At 71.4% G+C, this 18,088-nt stretch carries 15 protein-coding genes; 7 read left to right on the forward strand and 8 right to left on the reverse strand.

Translation table 11 applies throughout. The features are described 5' to 3' along the window. Positions 1-86 precede the first annotated feature (86 nt). Genes RIN75_RS37030 through RIN75_RS37055 form a run of 6 tightly spaced genes read right to left on the reverse strand, consistent with a single transcriptional unit; the run spans position 87 to position 6,785 of the window. Positions 87-1,085 (reverse strand): BadF/BadG/BcrA/BcrD ATPase family protein, encoded by a 999-nt coding sequence (locus RIN75_RS37030; RefSeq protein ID WP_309116761.1) that lies wholly within the window; start codon positions 1,083-1,085, stop codon positions 87-89. Further along, positions 1,085-2,353 (reverse strand): 6-phospho-beta-glucosidase, encoded by a 1,269-nt coding sequence (locus tag RIN75_RS37035; protein WP_309116762.1) that lies wholly within the window; start codon positions 2,351-2,353, stop codon positions 1,085-1,087. The genes RIN75_RS37030 and RIN75_RS37035 overlap by 1 nt, the downstream gene beginning before the upstream one ends. Continuing rightward, positions 2,350-3,222, reverse strand: a complete 873-nt coding sequence (locus tag RIN75_RS37040) for a carbohydrate ABC transporter permease (protein WP_309116763.1) — start codon at positions 3,220-3,222, stop codon at positions 2,350-2,352. The genes RIN75_RS37035 and RIN75_RS37040 overlap by 4 nt, the downstream gene beginning before the upstream one ends. After that, positions 3,219-4,211 carry a sugar ABC transporter permease gene (locus tag RIN75_RS37045; protein WP_309116764.1) on the reverse strand — a complete coding sequence of 331 codons (993 nt, stop codon included), beginning with the start codon at positions 4,209-4,211 and terminating at the stop codon, positions 3,219-3,221. The genes RIN75_RS37040 and RIN75_RS37045 overlap by 4 nt, the downstream gene beginning before the upstream one ends. A 2-nt stretch (positions 4,212-4,213) precedes the next feature. After that, positions 4,214-5,542 carry an extracellular solute-binding protein gene (locus RIN75_RS37050; RefSeq protein WP_309116765.1) on the reverse strand — a complete coding sequence of 443 codons (1,329 nt, stop codon included), beginning with the start codon at positions 5,540-5,542 and terminating at the stop codon, positions 4,214-4,216. 49 nt (positions 5,543-5,591) lie between these two features. Then, entirely contained in the window at positions 5,592-6,785 is a 1,194-nt protein-coding gene (locus tag RIN75_RS37055) for an ROK family transcriptional regulator (protein ID WP_309116766.1), read from the reverse strand. A 140-nt stretch (positions 6,786-6,925) separates the two neighbouring features. Between RIN75_RS37055 and RIN75_RS37060 the strand changes: the two genes are divergently transcribed. After that, complete coding sequence (locus RIN75_RS37060; RefSeq protein WP_309116767.1) at positions 6,926-7,573, forward strand: DUF3159 domain-containing protein; 648 nt, start codon at positions 6,926-6,928, stop codon at positions 7,571-7,573. Positions 7,574-7,585: 12 nt separating this feature from the next. Here the strand turns inward: RIN75_RS37060 and RIN75_RS37065 are convergent, their stop codons facing one another. After that, the gene (locus tag RIN75_RS37065) at positions 7,586-8,539 is read right to left on the reverse strand and encodes a BadF/BadG/BcrA/BcrD ATPase family protein (protein WP_309116768.1); all 954 of its coding nucleotides are present in this window, start codon (positions 8,537-8,539) and stop codon (positions 7,586-7,588) included. An 86-nt stretch (positions 8,540-8,625) separates the two neighbouring features. Then, positions 8,626-11,907, reverse strand: a complete 3,282-nt coding sequence (locus RIN75_RS37070; RefSeq protein WP_309116769.1) for a S8 family serine peptidase — start codon at positions 11,905-11,907, stop codon at positions 8,626-8,628. Positions 11,908-12,152: 245 nt separating this feature from the next. Between RIN75_RS37070 and RIN75_RS37075 the strand changes: the two genes are divergently transcribed. From RIN75_RS37075 to RIN75_RS37100, 6 genes are all read left to right on the forward strand, one after another. Beyond that, complete coding sequence (locus tag RIN75_RS37075) at positions 12,153-13,007, forward strand: fumarylacetoacetate hydrolase family protein (RefSeq protein WP_309116770.1); 855 nt, start codon at positions 12,153-12,155, stop codon at positions 13,005-13,007. Further along, entirely contained in the window at positions 13,007-14,305 is a 1,299-nt protein-coding gene (locus tag RIN75_RS37080; protein WP_309116771.1) for an enolase C-terminal domain-like protein, read from the forward strand. Before RIN75_RS37075 ends, RIN75_RS37080 begins: the two co-directional genes overlap by 1 nt. Further along, positions 14,302-15,051 carry an SDR family oxidoreductase gene (locus tag RIN75_RS37085; RefSeq protein ID WP_309116772.1) on the forward strand — a complete coding sequence of 250 codons (750 nt, stop codon included), beginning with the start codon at positions 14,302-14,304 and terminating at the stop codon, positions 15,049-15,051. The genes RIN75_RS37080 and RIN75_RS37085 overlap by 4 nt, the downstream gene beginning before the upstream one ends. 27 nt (positions 15,052-15,078) lie before the next feature. After that, positions 15,079-16,113, forward strand: coding sequence for a sugar ABC transporter substrate-binding protein (locus tag RIN75_RS37090; protein ID WP_309116773.1), 1,035 nt, complete (start codon positions 15,079-15,081; stop codon positions 16,111-16,113). Continuing rightward, entirely contained in the window at positions 16,110-17,564 is a 1,455-nt protein-coding gene (locus tag RIN75_RS37095) for a sugar ABC transporter ATP-binding protein (RefSeq protein WP_309116774.1), read from the forward strand. Before RIN75_RS37090 ends, RIN75_RS37095 begins: the two co-directional genes overlap by 4 nt. Continuing rightward, positions 17,561-18,088 (forward strand): ABC transporter permease (locus RIN75_RS37100; protein ID WP_375296071.1); only part of this gene is annotated, 528 nt, incomplete at its 3' end. The genes RIN75_RS37095 and RIN75_RS37100, both read left to right, overlap by 4 nt.

The following is an 18,088-nucleotide window of genomic DNA, read 5'->3' on the forward strand; positions in this document are numbered from 1 at the left end:
CCGCCGTACATCCCCCTGGCAGCGGGGGAGGGTCCGGTGCGCGGGGAGGGCCGCCGCCTGACACCTCCCGCGCGCACCGGGGCCTGCTAGCCCGTGGCCTCCACGGGCACCTGCGACTCGTACGCGGTGCGCAGCCGCAGCTCCGCGACCGGCGGGGCGCCGAGCGCGTCCAGGCCGAGCAGGGCCGCGCCGACCACCGGCGGCACGTCGACGACCCGGACCCCGGCCAGCGGGGCGACCGCCCGGAGCCGGTCCCGGACCGCGTCCACGACCACGCCGTTGGTGCCGGTCAGCACGCCGCCGCCGAGGACCACGTCCACCGGTTCGGCCAGCAGCTCCAGCCGGCGCAGCGACACCGACGCCAGCAGCGCGACCTCCTCGACGAGCCGGTCCACCACCGCACGGGCCACCGCGTCACCCGCCGCCGCGACCTCGAACAGCAAGGGGCACAACGCGTGCGGGTCGAACTCCAGCTCCTCGAAGTGCAGCCGCTCGACCACCTCGGCCAGCGTCCGCGCCCCGTAGTGGGCGAGCACGGCGGGCAGCAGCGCGGTCGGCTCGCCGCGCCCGTCCTCGGCCCGCACCGCCAGCCACAGCGCCTCGCTGCCGATGTGCCCGCCGCCGCCCCAGTCACCGGAGATCCGGCCCAAAGCCGGGAACCGGTGCGTCCGGCCGTCCGGCGCGACGGCGACGCAGTTGATCCCCGCCCCGCACACCACGGCCACGCCGATCCCGTCGGACGTGCCCGCCCGCAGCAGCGCGAACGTGTCGTTGCCGACGACGGTCGTGTCCGACCACCCGAGCCCCTCGATCGCGGCCCGCAGGTCCTCTTCCTCCTTGGGCAGGTCGGCGCCCGCGAGGTAGGCGGCGGTGTGCGTGGCGACCGGCCCGGTGGATCTCAACCCGGCCAGCCGGGCCACCTCGGCGACCAGGTCCCCGAACACCTCCAGACTGCGCGGCAGGCCGACGTTCTGCGGTGAGGCGCCGGGTCCGCGCACCTGCGCGAGGACCCGCCCCTCGACGTCGACCAGCGCCACGGCGGTCTTGCTGTTGCCGCCGTCGATGGCGAGCACGCGGTCGGCCATCAAGCCCCCTTCGCCCACGGCAGGAAGTCGCGGTTGCGCGCCACCAGCTCGTCGGCCAACCGGTCCGCGATCGCGTGCTGACCGACCAGCGGGTGCGCGAGCAGCGCGTCCGCCACCCGGTCCCGCCCGCCGTGCACCGCGGCCTCCAGCGCCAGGTGCTCGTACGCGGTGACGTGCGCGATCAGTCCGGCGATCGCGGGTTCCACCGAATCCACCGGCAGCGGGGTCGCGCCGTCAGCCGTGACGGTCGCCGGGACCTCGACCACGGCGTCGTGGGGCAGGAACGGCAGGGTTCCGTTGTTGCGCACGTTCACCACGTGCTGCTCCGCGCCTGTGCCGCCGGTGAGCGCGTGCACCAGCTGGACCGCCGCCTCGGAGTAGTACGCACCGCCGCGCTGTCCGAGCTGCTCGGGCTTGGTGACGACGTTGACATCGCTGTAGAGATCGAGCAGCTCTTTTTCCACGCCCGCAACGACTTCGGCACGCGGTGGGTCGGTCTTCTGCTTCTTGACAACGGCGTCGTGCTCGTAGAAGTACTTCAGGTAGTACGAGGGGACGACTCCCATGCGGCGCATGAGTGAGGCGGGCAGTCCTATGTGTGCGGAAAGCGCTTCCCCGTGGTGCTCCAGCAGTTCGGGCAGGCGGTCCACGCCGTCCACGAAGACCCCGCGCTCCCACGTGAGGTGGTTGAGCCCGACGTGGCCGAGCGTGACCGCGTCCGGTGCGACGCCCAGGAGTGCCGACGTCCAGCGCTGGAACGTGATGGCCACGTTGCACAGCCCCACGGCCCGGTGCCCGGCCTGCAACAGCGCCCGCGTCACGATCCCGACCGGGTTGGTGAAGTTGACGATCCACGTGTCCTCACCGGCCAGCGCCCGCACCCGCTCGGCGACGTCCAGCACCACCGGCACCGTGCGCAACGCCTTGGCCAACCCGCCCGCACCGGTCGTCTCCTGCCCCACGCAGTCGCACACCAGCGGGAACGTCTCGTCCTGCGCCCGCGCGGCCTGCCCGCCGACGCGGAGTTGCAGCAGCACCGCCGACGCGCCCTCGACACCCCTTTCCAGGTCGGTCGTGGTGGTGACCCGCGCGGGGTGCCCGGCGTGCGCGAGCAGCCGCTGCGCGAACGCGCCGACCACGGCCAGCCGCTCGGCGTCCGGGTCCACCAGCACGATCTCGTCCACGGCGAGACTGGTCCGGCGTCCCGCGATGCCGTCGACCAACTCGGGCGTGTACGTCGAGCCGCCACCGACAACGGTGAGCTTCATCCCTTGACTCCAGTGAAAGTGATGCCCTTGACGAACGAGCGCTGGGCGAAGGCGAACAGCACCACCGCGGGAACCATGATCAGCAGGGTCACGGCCATCGCCAGGTTCCACTGCACGTGGTGCATCCCCTTGAACGACGACAGCGCCAGCGACAGCGTCCACTCGTCCGGGCGTTCACCGGTGTACAGCAGCGGGCCGAAGTAGTCGTTCCACGTGTACAGGAAGCAGAACAGGGCGGTGGCGGCGATGCCCGGTCGGGCCATCGGCACGACGACCCGCACCAGCGCCTGGAACTCCGTGCACCCGTCCACCCGCGCGGCGTCCACATAGGACTGCGGGATGGTCACGATGAACTGGCGCAGCAGGAAGATGCTGAAGGCGTCGAACAGGAAGTACGGCAGGATCAGCGGCCACAGCGTGCCGGTCAGGCCGAGGCTCGACCACGTGTCGTACAGCGGCACGGCGACCACCTGCGGCGGGAGCATCATCGCGCCCACCACCAGCAGGAACACCGCGTTGCGGCCCCGCCACCGCAGCTTGGCCAGCGCGTACGCCGCCGGGATCGACGACAGCAGCATCCCGGCCGTGGCCAGCAGCGAGTACAGCAGGCTGTTGCCCAGGTACTTCAGCAGCGGCGCCTTGTCGAAGACCTCCAGGAAGTTGCCCCAGTGCCACTCGCGCGGCCACAGGTCCTTGGTGAACGCCTGGCTGTCGGACATCACGGCGGTGAGGAACACGAACAGGACGGGCAGCGCGAACATCAGGCCCAGCGCCAAGCCGAGGCTGTGCACCGCGACCCAGTCCAGCACGCCCTTCCAGTCGCGCGGCCGGGTTTCGGCGGGGCGGCGCGCGTCGAGCACGGCGGTCATGCGCCCGGACCCCCTTCCTCCTGGTAGGACGCCTTGCGCATGCGCTGCACCAGCACCGCCGTGGCGGCGAACGACACGATGAACAGCACGGTCGCCATCGCCGCCGCGTACCCCATGTCGAAGTACCGGAAGCCCTGCGCGTACAGCCACACCGGGAACGTCAGCGTCGAGTTCTCCGGGAAGCCCAGGTCCTTGGTGCTGCCGGTGGCGTCGGCCGACCCGCTGGCCGCCGACCCCGCCACGACCGCCTGGGTGAACAGCTGCAACGCCAGGATGATCGAGTTCACCGCGCCGAACAGCAGCACCGGCGAGATGTTGGGCAGGGTGATGTGCCACCACCGCCGCACCGGCCCGGCCCCGTCGAGTTCGGCCGCTTCGTACTGCTCCCGCGGCACGTCCATGATCGCCGCCAGCAGGATGATCATGAGGTCGCCGGACACCCACAGCATCACCAGCGTGATCCCCGGCTTGGCCCACGCCGGGTCGGAGAACCACAGCGGGCCTTCGACGCCGAACCAGCCGAGGAACGCGTCCAGCGGACCGTCGTTGGGCCGCACCACCAGGAAGAACACCAGGGTGGCCGCGACCGGCGGGGTCAGCGACGGCAGGTAGCACAGCGTCCTGATCAGGCCCACGCCCGACTTGAGCCGGGCGATCACCGACGCGACCCCGAGCGCGAACACCACCCGCAGCCCGGTCAGCACGACCACGAACCACAGCGTGTTGTACGCGGCGGTGCGGAAAAGCTTGTCGCCGAACATGTAGGTGTAGTTCTCGAACCCGGTCCACTCCGGCGGGTTGATCAAGTCGTACTCGGTGAACGAGAACCCGACCGTGGCGACCAGCGGGTAGCCGAAGAAGAGCAGGAAACCCAGGACCGCCGGGGCCATGAAGGCCAGGACGGTCCACCGGTGGCGCGAGCGGGCGCGGGACCGCCCCCGGGCGGGGGCGGTCCGCGGCACGTCCACGCGTTCGAGCGTGGCGGTCACGGCTACTTGCCGCTCTTGGCGATCTGGTCGTCGATCTGCTTGTCGACGTCCTTGAGCCCCGCCATCAGGTCGGGCACCTTGCCCGCCTGCCATGAGGCCGCGAAGTCGCCCACGGCCTTGATGTGCGCGTCGCCGATCGGGGTGACCGGGTTGCCCTGGAGCTTGCCGCCTGCGGCCAGGTCGATGAACGTCTTGAAGGTCTCGTCGACCTCCAGCCGCGGGTCGGCGAGGGCGGCCTTGGTGCTGGGGATGTTCTTCAGGCCGTTGGCCAGGCTGACGATCGTGTCCGTGTCGAACGCCATGTGCCGGATCAGCTCCCAGGCCGCGCCGGGGTTCTTGGCGCCCTTGGGGACACCGATGATCGTGCCCGCGGTGAACGCCGTGCCGTACAGCTCGGGCTTGCTGGTCGGGAACGGCGCGGTGCCGAACTTGATCTGCGGCGCCTGGTCCTTGAGGAACGCGGTGCGGTACTCGCCGTCGATCATCATGGCCATCTTGCCCTGGTGGAACGCGTGGTCGTTGGAGTACTGCTGGCCCAGGCCCGCGCGGAACCGCTCCAGCTTCTCGAAGCCGAAGAAGTCGACGAGTTCCTTCTGGAACGTCAGCATCTCCGCCCACTCCGGGCTCGCCAGCGCCGACTTGCCGCCCGGACCGGCCCACTTCGCCCCGAAGTGCGGCGCCAGGATCGGCGGGCGGTTGGCGTAGAACATCATCGTGGGCATGAACCCGGCGACCTCGATCGAGCCGTCCGGGGCGAACTTGGTGGTGCGCTTGGCGACGTCGACCAGCTCGGCGGTGGTCTTCGGCGGGGCGGTGATGCCGGCCGCGGCGAGCATGTCCTTGTTGTAGTACAGGCCGTAGACGTCGCTGAGCATCGGCATCGCGCAGCGCGTGCCCTTGTACTCGGTGTAGGAGCGGACGGCGTCGGGGATCTGCGAGAGGTCGACCTTGTCGCGGTCGATGTAGGGCTTGAGGTCCTGCCACGAGCCGGAGGAGCAGAACTGGCCGATGTTGTCCGTGGTGAACGACAGGGCCACGTCCGGCGGGTTGCCGCCGCGGATGCCCGCGGTGATCTTGTCGTCGTCCTGGCTGCCCTCGTGCTTGATCTCGGCGTTGGGGTACTTCTTCTTGAAGCTCTCCAACGCCTTGGTGACCTCGTCCTGCTCGCGGCCGGAGAACGGGCTCCAGACGGTCAGGGTGAACTTGTCGTCCTTGCCGGGCGCGGCGGCGAGGCCACCCGCCTGGTCGGACTTGCCGGCGCCGGCGGCGCAGGCGGTCAGGGACACCGCGGCGGCCACGCAAAGCAACGCTGCGCGGGGGACCTTGCGCATGTGCTCTCCTTCTTCAACGTGCGGTCGGGGACGTTGTGCGGCACGCCGACTACTGGCGCGGGCCGCGGAAGGGTTCGGTCGTGGCGGCGGGTAGGCCGAACACCTGTTCCCTGACGACCGACAGCGCGGAGTGCAGTGCGCCGGAACGCACCGGTTTCCCGGTCACCAGGGCGAGTTGGACGGGGGTGCGGGGCACCACCAGGGTGCGCAGCTCGGCGGCGACGAGGTCGGCGAGCGTCGTGCCGCCGGCGTGCGCGATGTCGCCGGACAGCAGCACCAGTTCGGGGTCGAGCACGGCGATCACGTTGGCCACGCCGGTCGCGATGCGGCGGGCGAGGTCGACCAGGAACTCGCGGCCGGCCGTGCCCTCGCTCAGGGCCTTGCGGACGGCGGCGTGCCCGGTGCGCGCGGACACCCCGTGGGCGCGGGCCAGCTTGACGATCGCGGCGCTGTCGAGCAGGTCGCCGTACCGGCTGCCGGTGCGCTCGGTGCCGGTCTCGGCGTGGGCGTGGTCGGGCACCTGCATGGCGTCGATCTCGCCCGCACCACCGGTCGCGCCCCTGAGCAGCACACCGTTGACCACGACGGCCGCGCCGACCGCGTCGGCGGGCCAGAGCAGCACGAAGTCCTTCACGCCGCTCGCCCGGCCGGCGATCATCTCCTCCAGCGCGACCAGGTTGACGTCGTTCTCGACGGTGACGCTGGTGCCGAGGAGGTCCTGGAGGGTGCCCGGGATGTCGAAGCCCTCCCAGCCCGGCATGTGCGGCGCGTAGTTCAGCCGGCCGGTGGTCGGGTCGACGGCGCCGGGGGAGCCGACCACGACGTGGTGGAGGGCTTCCGGGGACAGCCCGGCCTGGTTCGCGGCCTTGGTGACCGCGCCGTGGAACGCCTCCAGCACGTCGGTGCGCGGCATGGGCGCGGAGTGCTCGGTGAGCAGCGTGCCGGAGATGTCGGCGATCGCCACGTCGACCGTGTCCGGGGTGAGGTCGATGGCGGCGACGTGGGCCAGCGCGCCGTTGACCGTCCAGAGCTGCGCGCGGGGACCGCGTCCGCCGCCGCGCAGGCCGTTGCGCAGGACCGTGCCCTCGGTTTCCAGGCGGGTCAGCAGCTGGGCGGTGGCCGGCTTGGAGAGGCCGATGATGCCCTCCAGCTCGGAGCGGGTGAGAGGTCCATTGCGCAGCAAGGCCTCGATCGCGGCGCGGTCGTTGATCTCGCGCAGCAGTCGTGGGCTACCGGCTCGCATCGGCTCATGCCTTTCCGTCTGACCTGTCTGGTAACTTTCCAGACGATTTCGGGCCACGGTAGTGACGGGCGTCATGCCCGGTCAATGCTCCGATGCGGGTCCGTTACCTGGGTAAGGCTGCCCTAAGGCACCCTGGAGGCATGACCGACACCCGTCAGGAGTCCCTGGCCCACCTGCTGGGCGGCCGGGGCGGTGCCGTGGACGCGTCCCTGCCGCCCTTGGCGTTCGCCCTGGGGTGGGCGCTGACCGGGCGTTCCATCGAGGCCGGGGCGCTGGTGGCCGTGCTGTGCGGGGTCGTCATCGCGGTGGTCCGGGTGGTGCGCGGCGACCGGCCGCGTGCGGTGGTGGTGTCGGTGGCGCTGGTGGTCCTGGCGGCGTACATCGCCTTGCAGACCGGTCGGGCCGAGGACTTCTTCCTGCTCCAGATCTTCTTGAACGCGGCTAGTGCGCTGGTGTGGGCGGCGAGCATCGTGGTGCGGTGGCCGTTGCTGGGGGTCGTGGTCGGGCTGGTGACGGGGCAGAAGTTCCGGTGGCGGCGGGATCCGGATCTGTTGCGGGCTTACCGGGTGGCGTCTTGGCCTTGGGTGGGTCAGTACGTGCTGCGGGTGGTGGTGTTCGGGGCGTTGTGGGTGGCGCAGCAGGTGGTGTTGCTGGGGTTCATGCGGGCGGCGCTGACCTGGCCGTTGCAGGCGGTGTGCATCGCGGTGAGCTGGTGGCTCCTCCGCCGAACCCTGCCCGAGGACCACCCCGGCCTCCGCCACCCGCGCGTCCCGGAAGAAGCCGCCTGACCGGTGGTGCCCTCAGCAGGGGCGGGGGGCGGTGGTGCCGAGGATCTCCACGGCGGCCAGCCACGCTGCGCCGGCCGCGCCCTCCGTGGCGATGCGGACCGCGGCGTGGGTGCGGGCCGTCAGCTCGGCGCGTAGGCGGGTGCCCAAGGGGTGGGCCTGGATCAGGCTGCCTACCAGGACGATCGGGGTCTCGTCGCCCTCCTCGCGGCACGACATGGCCAAGTCGGCCAAAGCGTCCACGGCGTCGGTGATGATCCGGGCGGCCGATGGGGCTGTGTGGTGGGCGGTCACCAGGGGTGCGTAGTGGGACAGGTGGATCGGCGGGGACTGGTTCGACTGGGTGATCAGGCGGCGCCAGGTGTCGCGGCGGGAGTCGGTCACGGTCAGGTCGGCCATGGTCAGGTCGGCCATGGTCAGGACCGCTTCGGCCAACGGGTCCAGGGGGGCGTTGGACTCCAAGGCGCGGAGGGTGGCGCGGACCGCCTCGCGGCCCAGCCAGTACGCCGAACCCTCGTCGCCCAGCAGCCAGCCGTAGCCGCCGACCGTGCCGGCCAGCCGGTGGTCGGTGATGCGGGCGGCGATCGAACCCGTGCCGGCTACCAGGACGGTGCCGTCCGGGGCCGACGAACCGGTGGCGAAGGCCGCCTCGCAGTCGGTGATCACGCGCATCGGGCAGCGCAGCCCGGCACCGGTCCACGCGGCCTCGAAGAGGGCATTCACGGTGGGGTCGCTGAGGACCTTGCTGGAGCCGGCCATGCCCAGGACGCCCGACTCGACCTTGGCCGCGTCCAAACCGTCCAGGGCCGCGCTCAAAGCCTGGGAGATGTGTGTGGCCGCCAGCTCCGGCGGGTGCGAATTGGGGTTGGCGCCGCCCGCCACGCCCGCGCCCAGGCGGGTGCCGTCCAGGTCCAGCACCAGCGCTCTCGTCGAGGTGCCGCCCGCGTCCAAGCCGACCACGAAGCCCATACGCCCGAGTATGGTCGAACGCACGCAAGGCCCGGCACCACCCAGAAGGGTTGTGCCGGGCCTTGCGGAAAGTGATCAAACCCCGATCAGCCGCGCATCTTCACGACCTGGGCTCGTTCCTCCGTGGTGTTGTGGTGGTGCAGCAGCAACAGGTTCTCGGCACCGTCCGCAGCCAACGCCGCAGCGTCGCGGTGGACCTCCAGCCGCGCACCGGTCCTTGCCACGAAGGACAGCGCCGGCGTCGTCCCCTGCCGCACGGACAGGCCCGGCTTGAGCGGGTCGAACGACATCGGGGTGCCGATGTGGTCCACGAACCCGCCCTCGTTGCCCGGCGCGACGTACTGGCCGGTCGTACCAGCCGTGTACGACAGCCGGAACGACGCACCCGCCGGGTCGATCCCCAGCGACTTCAAGGTCACCGGCAGCACGACCACGTTGCTGTCCATGAGGTTGGTGTCGACCTCGCCGTGCAGGCTGTTCAACGGCTGCTCGTCCACCACCTCGTCGTCGGACACCCGCACGGTCCGCGCCAGCCACACGTCCGCCGTCACGTTGCCGTTGGCGTCGGTCGGCTTCACGGCGTGCACGCGGAAGTCGTGCGACCCGTCACCGTTGGTGTCGATCCGGATCTCGGGGGAGTTGTTGGCCCCCAAGGTGACCCAGTTCTCCCACGTCACGACACCGAAGGCGAGCAGAGCACCCTCGGACTTGTCGACGGGCGCGGTGGACGCGGCGCCGACGTAGCGCAGGTCGCCGCCCTTGGCCGACCCGTTGACCGCGCACTCCGTCTTCACCTCGTCGGTGCAGTCGGGCAGCCGCTCGGACGAACCCTGCAGCTCGAACGCGCTGACCAGCGACCGGTACGCCTGGTCACCCTCGCCCTGCGCCAGCTGCCGCCCGCGCAGCCGCACCGACGCCACGTCGCCGCGGAAGATCACCCAGCCCGCCGAGATGTCCGCCGCCGGCTTGGGCGCGGCGTACACCGGCACCCGCAGCGCGGTCGACCCGGACGTCAGCACCAGCCGGCCGGACGCCTCCGCGATGAACTGCCGCGCCACGCCGACCTGCTGCTTGACCACCGTCGGGTCGGCGACCTTCCGCAGCTGCTCGGGCTCGATCCGCAGCGACACCCGCACGCGGCCCGTCTTGCCCGGCGCCACCGTCACCGTCCGCGGCCACACTTCGTACTTCACGCCCGGAACGGCCGTTGACTCGTGGTACGCCGCGGTGACCGTGCGCGAGGCCGTGCCCTTGTTGACCACGTTCACCGTCTTGGTCCGCCACACCGTGCGCCCCGCCTCGACCGGACCGAACGACACCCCGACCGATCCGGGGTTGTCGGCCACCATCGCCAGCAGGTCCACGCCCACCGCCGACGCCGCGTCCACCCGGCCCGCGCCGACCCGCATCGGGGCCTCGGCCAGGCCGGCGGTGTTGTCGTCACCGGACTTCACGTCGTTGCCGGCGGTGTTCACGACCGCGGCCTTGACCTCCTCGACGGTCCAGTCCGGGTGCGCTTCCCGCACCAGCGCGCCGATCCCGGCCACGTGCGGCGCGGACATCGACGTGCCGCCCTTGCTCACCGCGCCGTTGCCGGTGCCGACGTTGGCCGACACGATCGTGTCGCCGGGCGCGGCCACGTCCGGCTTGGCCGCCACCGCGCCGCGCGCACCGCGCGAGGACGACGGGGTGATGGTGTCGGCGAGCTTCGGCGTCGTGGTCGGCACGGAGTTGCGCAGCGCGCCGCGCATCCGGACCTCCAGCGTGCCGGCGGTCAGCGCGGGCCGGACGGCGGCGGTCGCGGTGCCGGTGAACTGGAAGGCCGGGATGGCCGCGTTGCCCGCGATGGCGGCCAGGAAGTTGTCCCGGGTGGAGGTGAGCAGCACGCCCTCCGCGCCCGCGTTCTGGGCGTTGTTGGTGCGCCCGGCCGAGCCGCAGCGGCGGGTGGTGTCGTTGTCGTCCCACTCCAGCCAGACGAACTTGCCCTTGAGGTCCTGGGCGATCGCGTCGCAGCCGTCCTTGTTGCCCTCGGCGGCGACCGCGACCACGGGCCGGGTCAGGTCGAGGCCGGCGTAGCCGGTGTAGTTCTGGCTGTACTGGCCCGGCTGGTCGACCCCGCCCACCGTCACGCCGTCCAGCAGCGCGAACGCGTCCCGCGTGTTGGCCACGGCCAGCGCTTCCGGGGTGTTGGCGGGCGAGCCGCCGACGTCGTAGAAGTCGCCGCCGTTGCCCGCCGACGCCACGACCAGCACGCCGTGCTCGACGAGCTTGCGCACGAACAGCGAGTCCGGGTCGTCCTGGCCGCCGAAGTCCGAGCCCAGGGACATGTTGACCACGTCGAGGTGGTCGGCGAAGTCGCCGTCGCCGTTGGGGTCCAGCGCCCAGTCCAGGGCCTGCGAGGTGAGGTTGGTCGACCCCTCGCAGCCGAACACCTTCAGCGCGTACAGCAACGCCTTGGGCGCGGTGCCCGGACCGATCCGCATGGCGTTGAGCTGGTCGTCGGTCAACGTCCTGTAGTCGCCGGTGAACGTGGAGCCGTCCGCGTTCTCGCCGAACCCGCCGGCCGTGCCCGCGACGTGCGTGCCGTGGCTCTGGCAGTCCATCGGGTTGGGGTCGGGCTTGGGCGTGGACTTCTCCGGCTCGGTCGCGTCGTAGTCGTCGCCCGCGAAGTCGTAACCCCCGACGACCTTGGCGGTCGGCGTCCACGGCGCGGTCCGGTCGACGGCCTGGTACGCCTCGGGCGTGCCGGGGCCGCCGAAGTCGGCGTGGGTGTAGTCGATGCCGGTGTCGATGATGCCGATCCGCATGCCCTCGCCGTACCGGCCGGTCTGCCGCCACACCTGCGCGGCCTTGGTCAGCTGCACGGAGCTGGCGTTCTGGACGACCTTCGGCACGGCCAGGCGCACCGACCGGACCTCGGGCAGCCCGGCCAGCGCGCGCACCCCGGCCGCGTCGGCGCTGACCACCACGCCGGACACGGCGTTGGCGGTCCGGGCGACCTCGCGGGTCGCGGAGTCCTTGCCGCGCAGCACGTCCACCACGCGGGCGGCCTTGTCGTCGGTGCGCTGCCGGGACCGCTTCGCCGCGTCGGCGGCCTGCGCGTCCGCGCCACCGCGCCGCTTCTCCGCGCCGTAGGACTCGGCGGCGGGCGTCTCGGCCAGTTCGACGAACGCCGTGACCGTGCCGGTCGCCTTCGCGAGGGTCGCGCCGACCTGCTCGGACGACCCGGTCCGGGCCACGTCGGCGGCCGAGGGGGAGAGCGGTTCGGCGAGCGGCTCGTCCGCGTGGGCGACGCCGGCGGTGGTGAGCGAGGCGATCAGTGCGGCGGTGCTGGCGGCGGACGCCCACACCGCACGGTGGTGTCTCATCGGAACCCTTCTTCGGCTGGTTGCGGCGGACATCAAGGGCGCCCGGCGCGTGGTCGCTCCGGCCTTGAGTCGGCGGGCCGCCACCCGATCGGCGGGTGCCCGGGTGGCCACGGTGTGCATGAGCATCGTTGCGCAACGTAGTCGGCGGCGAAGTCATCGGACCAATACTCGCCAGGCATCTAGACGACGGCGGTCCTGCCGGGCTATACATCCGATGTATTTCGTGCAGCCGAGGAGGACCCACCGTGCAGCTTCTGCGCCTCGGAGCGCCGGGCTCCGAACGCCCCGCCGTCCGGACGGCCGACGGGACCACGTACGACCTGAGCCCGGTGACCGGCGACGTCGACGGGCCGTTCCTGGCCGCCGACGGCATCGCCCGCACCCGGGCCGCGCTCGCCGCCGGGACGCTCCCCGTGCTCGACCCCGAGGGCCTGCGCGTCGGGCCGCCGGTCGCGGGCGTCGGCAAGATCGTGTGCATCGGCCTCAACTACCGCGACCACGCCGAGGAGACCGGCGCCGCGATCCCCGCCGAACCGGTGGTGTTCCTCAAGACCCCGGACACCATCGTCGGCCCGTACGACGAGGTCCTGGTGCCGCGCAACTCGGTCAAAACGGACTGGGAGGTCGAACTCGGCGTCGTCATCGGCCGCACCGCCCGGTACCTGGAGACCGCCGAGGAGGCGCTGGCCTGCGTCGCCGGGTACACCGTGTCGCACGACGTGTCCGAGCGGGAGTTCCAGATCGAGCGCGGCGGGCAGTGGGACAAGGGCAAGAACTGCGAGACGTTCAACCCCCTCGGCCCCTTCCTGGTCCCCGCCGCGGACGTCCCCGACCCGCAGGCCCTGGGCCTGCGGCTGTCGGTCAACGGCACCATTCGCCAGGACTCCTCCACCAAGCACATGATCTTCCCGGTGGCCGAGGTGATCCGCTACCTGAGCTGGTTCCTCGTCCTCCGACCCGGTGACCTCGTCAACACCGGCACGCCGGCGGGCGTGGCCCTCGGGCAGCCCGAGCCCAAGCCGTACCTGCGGGCCGGGGACGTGGTCGAGCTGTCCATCGACGGCCTGGGCACCCAGCGCCAGACGTTCGGGCAGGCGTGATGGCCCGCATCGTCGACCTGGACGTGATGGACATCCGGTTCCCCACGTCGCGGGAGTTGGACGGTTCGGACGCGATGAACCCCGATCCGGACTACTCGGCCGCGTACGTGGTGTTGCGGACGGACGAGGGTCCGGACGGGTACGGCCTGGCGTTCACCATCGGGCGGGGCAACGACGTGCAGGCGGCGGCGATCCGGTCGTTGGCTCCGCACTTGGTGGGCCGGGCCGTCCCCGAGACCGCCGCGGACCTCGGAGCGCTGTACTTCGAGCTGGTCGGCGACTCGCAGTTGCGGTGGCTGGGCCCGGAGAAGGGCGTGGCGCACATGGCGTTGGGGGCGGTGGTGAACGCGGCGTGGGACCTGGCGGCGCGGCGGGCGGGGGTGCCGTTGTGGCGGTTCCTGTCGGCGTTGACGCCGGAGGAGATCGTCGGGTTGGTCGACTTCCGCTACCTGTCCGACGCGTTGACCCCGGAGGAGGCGCTGGGGCTGTTGCGGGCGGCGGAGCCGGGTCGGGCGGAGCGGGCGGAATTCGTGGCCCGGGAGGGCTACCCGGCCTACACGACCTCGCCGGGTTGGCTGGGGTACTCCGACGACAAGCTGGCCGCGTTGTCCCGGCAGGCGGTGGCCGACGGGTTCGACATGATCAAGCTCAAGGTCGGCGGTGACCTCGACGACGACGTGCGGCGGATGAAGCTGGCCCGTGAGGTGGTCGGCGGGCAGGTGCGGATCGCGGTGGACGCCAACCAGCGCTGGGACGTCGACACGGCGATCCGGTGGATGCGCGAACTGGCTCCCTACCAGCCGTACTGGATCGAGGAGCCGACCTCGCCGGACGACGTGCTGGCCCACGAGGCGATCGCGACGGCGTTGGACCCGATCCGGGTGGCGACCGGTGAGCACGTGCAGAACCGGGTGGTCTTCAAGCAGTTGCTCCAGGCCGATGCGATCGACGTGTTGCAGATCGACGCGTGTCGGGTGGGCGGGGTGAACGAGAACGTGGCGATCCTGTTGTTGGCGCACAAGTTCGGTGTCCCGGTGTGTCCGCACGCGGGTGGTGTGGGGTTGTGCGAGCTGGTGCGGCACCTGTCGCTGTTCGACTACGTGGCGGTGTCCGGGTCGCTGGACGGGCGGGTCATCGAGTGGGTGGACCACTTGCACGAGCACTTCACCGACCCGGCGGTGGTGCGTGACGGCCGGTACGTCGCGCCCACCGAGCCCGGGTTCTCCGCCCGGCTCAAGGACGAAACCCTGGCCGCGTACCGCTACCCCGACGGTCCGGTGTGGACGGAGGCGTCGTGAACGACTTCGAGGGACTGGTCGCGATCGTCACCGGCGGCGCGTCGGGCATCGGCTTGGCCACCGCGCGCCTGCTCGCGTCCCGGGGCGCGAAGGTGGCCTGTCTGGACCTGAACCCGCGGGTGGACGAGCCGCTGGTGGGCATCCGGGCCGACGTGTCGGACGACGACAGCGTTCGGGCGGCGGTCGACGCCGTGGTGGCCGGGTTCGGTCGGCTGGACGTCGTGGTGAACAACGCGGGGATCGGCGCGCAGGGGGACGTGGCCGCCAACCCGGACGACGAGTGGCGGCGGGTGTGGGAGGTGAACGTGGGTGGGATCGTGCGGGTCACCCGCGCCGCCCTGCCGCATCTGCGCCGCTCGCCCGCGGCGGCGGTGGTGAACACGGGTTCGATCGCCGGGTGGGCGGGTCTGCCGCAGCGGGCGCTGTACTCGGCCACGAAGGGCGCGGTGCACGCGCTGACCCTGGCGATGGCCGCTGACCACGTGCGGGAGGGCGTCCGCGTGAACGCGGTGGCCCCCGGCACGGCGGACACCCCGTGGGTGGGCCGCCTGCTCGATTCGGCACCGGATCCGGACGCCGAGCGGGCCGCGTTGGAGGCCAGGCAGCCGCACGGGCGCCTGGTCTCGGCCGACGAGGTCGCGGGCGCGATCGCCTACCTGGCGAGCCCGCTGTCCGGCTCGACCGCGGGCACCGTCCTGGCCGTCGACGGCGGCATGCACGGGCTGCGGTTGCGCCCGAAGTCCTAGGAAAACCTCCCCCGAAATCGAGGAACGATGAAGCGTCGCAGCATCCTCACCGCCGCGGTGTGCCTCGCGCTGACCACCGCCGCCTGCGGCACGGCCACCACCTCCGGTGGCACCGCCTCCGGCGTCGGCCCGATCGGCTTGGACTTCCCCCGGGCCGACTCCGACTTCTGGAACTCCTACATCAAGTACGCGCCGGAGAAGGCGAAGGCGCTGGGCATCAACCTGATGGCGCCGACGAACTCGCAGAACAAGGTGGAGAACCTGGTCGCCAACGCGCAGTCGTTGCAGAGCCAGGGCGCGAAGGCCATCATCATGGCGCCGCAGGACACCGGCGCGATCGCCTCCACGCTGGAGCGGTTGGAGAAGGCCAAGATCCCGGTGATCACCGTGGACACCCGCCCGGACAAGGGCAAGGCGTACATGGTGGTGCGGGCGGACAACAAGGCCTACGGCGAGAAGGCGTGCAGGTTCCTCGGCGAGAAGCTGGGCGGCAAGGGCAAGGTCGTGGAGTTCCAGGGCTCGCTGTCCTCGGTCAACGGCCGCGACCGGTCCGAGGCGTTCGCCAAGTGCATGAAGGAGAACTACCCCGGCATCACGGTGTTCGAGGAGCCGACGGACTGGGAGGGCACCAAGGCCTCCGCCGCGTTGCAGACCCGGCTGAACCAGCACCCGGACATCAACGGCATCTACATGCAGGCCGGCGGCGTGTTCCTCGCGCCGACGCTGCAGGTGTTGCGGCAGAAGAACATGCTGGTGCCGCCGACCGACCCGAAGCACGTGTTCATCGTCTCCAACGACGGCATCCCGCAGGAGTTGGAGGCCATCCGCAAGGGCGAGATCGACGCGACGGTGTCGCAGCCGGCGGACCTGTACGCGGAGTGGGCGCTGTTCTACGCCAAGGCCGCGGTGGAGGGCAAGACGTTCAAGCCGGGCAAGACCGACCACGGCAGCGAGATCGTCGACGTGGGCAACGGCCAGCTGGAGGACCAGCTCCCGGCGCCGCTGATCACCAAGGAGAACGTGGATGACAAGGCCTTCTGGGGCAACCAGATCGGCAAATGAACGCCGTTGAAGCGACCGGGGTGACCGTGCGGTTCGGCCGCACGGTCGCGCTGGACGACGTGGAGATCAAGATCACGGCCGGCGAGTCCCATGCGTTGGTGGGTCGCAACGGCGCGGGGAAGTCCACGCTGGTGTCGGTGCTGACCGGGATGCGCGCCCCGGACGCCGGGTCGGTGCGGTTCTTCGGCGCGGACGCGCCGGCGGTCGCGGACCGCGCGGCGTGGCGGGAGAAGGTGGCGTGCGTGTACCAGAAGTCGACCGCCGTGCCCGAGCTGTCGGTGGCGGAGAACCTGTTCCTCAACCGGCAGGACCGGCTGATCCGGTGGTCGAGGCTGCGCCGGCGGGCCGCCGACCTGTTGGAGCAGTACGAGGTGGCGGTGCACCCGGACGCCCGGGTCGCCGACCTGACCGTGGAGCAGCGGCAGCTCGTGGAGATCGCTCGGGCGTTGTCGGGCGGGGCGCGGTTCATCATCCTCGACGAGCCGACCGCCCAGCTCGACGGCCCGGCGATCGAGCGGCTGTTCGACCGGATGCGGGCGTTGCAGGACACCGGCGTGACGTTCCTGTTCATCTCGCACCACCTCCAGGAGATCTACCAGGTGTGCCAGACCGTCACGGTCTACCGGGACGCCAAGCACATCCTCACCGCGCCGGTCGACGGACTGTCCAAACCGGACTTGATCCAGGCCATGACCGGCGAGCCCGGCGGCCTGAGCATCCCGGACGGCGCGGACCGGCCCCGGTCGTCGCAACCGGTGCTGACCGTGGACGGGCTGTCGGGCGACGGCTTCGAGGGCGTGTCCCTCGAAGTGGCAGCAGGGGAAGTGGTCGGGCTGGCGGGCAGCGCGTCCAGCGGCAAGCACGAGCTGGCCGAGACCGTCTACGGGCTGCGCTCGTCCGCCGCCGGGTCCGTGTCGGTCCGGGGCTCGCGGGTCCGCGCCGGTGACGTGCCGGCCGCGCTGCGGGCCGGCATCGGGTGCGTGCCGCGCGACCGCCACCACCAGGGCCTGGTGCTGGACCTGACCATCGCCGAGAACGCGACCATGACCGCCCCGGCGGCGTTCGTGCGCAAGTCGGCGCTCCACGACTCCGGTCGGACCGCGATCGCGGAGTACGACATCAAGGCCGCCGGGCCGGACCAACCGGTCTCCGACCTGTCCGGCGGCAACCAGCAGAAGGTCGTCATGGCCCGCGCCCTGGCGACCGGGCCCGCCGTGCTGGTGCTGATCAACCCGACCGCCGGGGTGGACGTGAAGTCCAAGGAATCCCTGCTGGGCGTGGTGGACGCCCAGGCCCGCGCGGGTAAAGCCGCTCTCGTCGTCTCCGACGAACTGGACGACCTGCGGGTGTGCGACCGGGTCCTGGTGCTGTTCCACGGCCGGGTGGTCGCGGAGTTCGACCGGGGCTGGCGCGACGGCGAGCTGATCGCGGCGATCGAAGGGATGTCATGACGAAAGCACTCACCCGGCCGCCGGCCGCCGCGGCCGCCCCGCCGAAGTTCCGCCTGGGCCGCTACCAGGACCTGGCGCTGGTGCCCGCGATCATCGTGCTGCTGGTCGTCGGGGCGGTGGTCAGCCCGATCTTCCTCACCGCCGACAACCTGATCGCGGTGTTGCAGCAGCAGAGCGAGCTGTCGCTGCTGGTGCTCGGGCAGGCGTTGATCCTCATCGCGGGCAAGATGGACCTGTCGCTGGAGTCCACCATCGGCATCGCGCCCGCCCTGGCGATCGCCCTGGTCATCCCGGCCGCGTCCAACGGGCTCGGCATCGAGCTGCCCGCGTGGACGGCGATCCCGGTGTGCCTGCTGGTCGGTGCGGTGATCGGTGGGCTCAACGGGTTTTTCATCCTCAAGCTCGGCCTGTCCGGGTTCATGGTCACCCTCGGGATGCTGACCATGCTGCGCGGGCTGCAGGAGGCGCTGACCAAGGGCCAGACGCTGTTCGACGTGCCCGCGTCGTTCCTGTACCTCGGCGCG

This window comes from Saccharothrix sp. (genome assembly GCF_031180885.1).
GTDB lineage: Bacteria > Actinomycetota > Actinomycetes > Mycobacteriales > Pseudonocardiaceae > Actinosynnema.